The following is a 276-nucleotide window of genomic DNA, read 5'->3' as shown; positions in this document are numbered from 1 at the left end:
CGGTTAATAAGATTTCTCTAGGGATAGCGCGACCGTTTTGGCCAGATAGATATAACTGACTTAAGAAGCTACTAAGTACTTCTTCTTGAGAACTATTTTTAGGTACTATAGGGAAGTAATTACGGCTGCCTAATACTCGCCCTTGACGAATAAATAACATGTGGATGCTCGCCACTCCATGCTGGTAAGCAAAGCCTAAAAGATCTATCTGTTCAACTTCACCAGTTACCGATTGCTGCTCTTGTACTTTTTTAAGTGATTGGATCTGATCACGCC

Annotated in this window: 1 pseudogene; it reads right to left on the bottom strand. The window is 40.9% G+C overall.

The features are described from left to right. Window positions 1–276, bottom strand: a pseudogene (uvrC, locus tag V6255_RS18055) (excinuclease ABC subunit UvrC); the annotation flags it as partial.

The organism is Psychromonas arctica (assembly GCF_038155225.1).
Classification (GTDB): Bacteria; Pseudomonadota; Gammaproteobacteria; order Enterobacterales; family Psychromonadaceae; genus Psychromonas; species Psychromonas arctica_B.
This window is presented reverse-complemented; position numbering and strand designations above follow the sequence as displayed.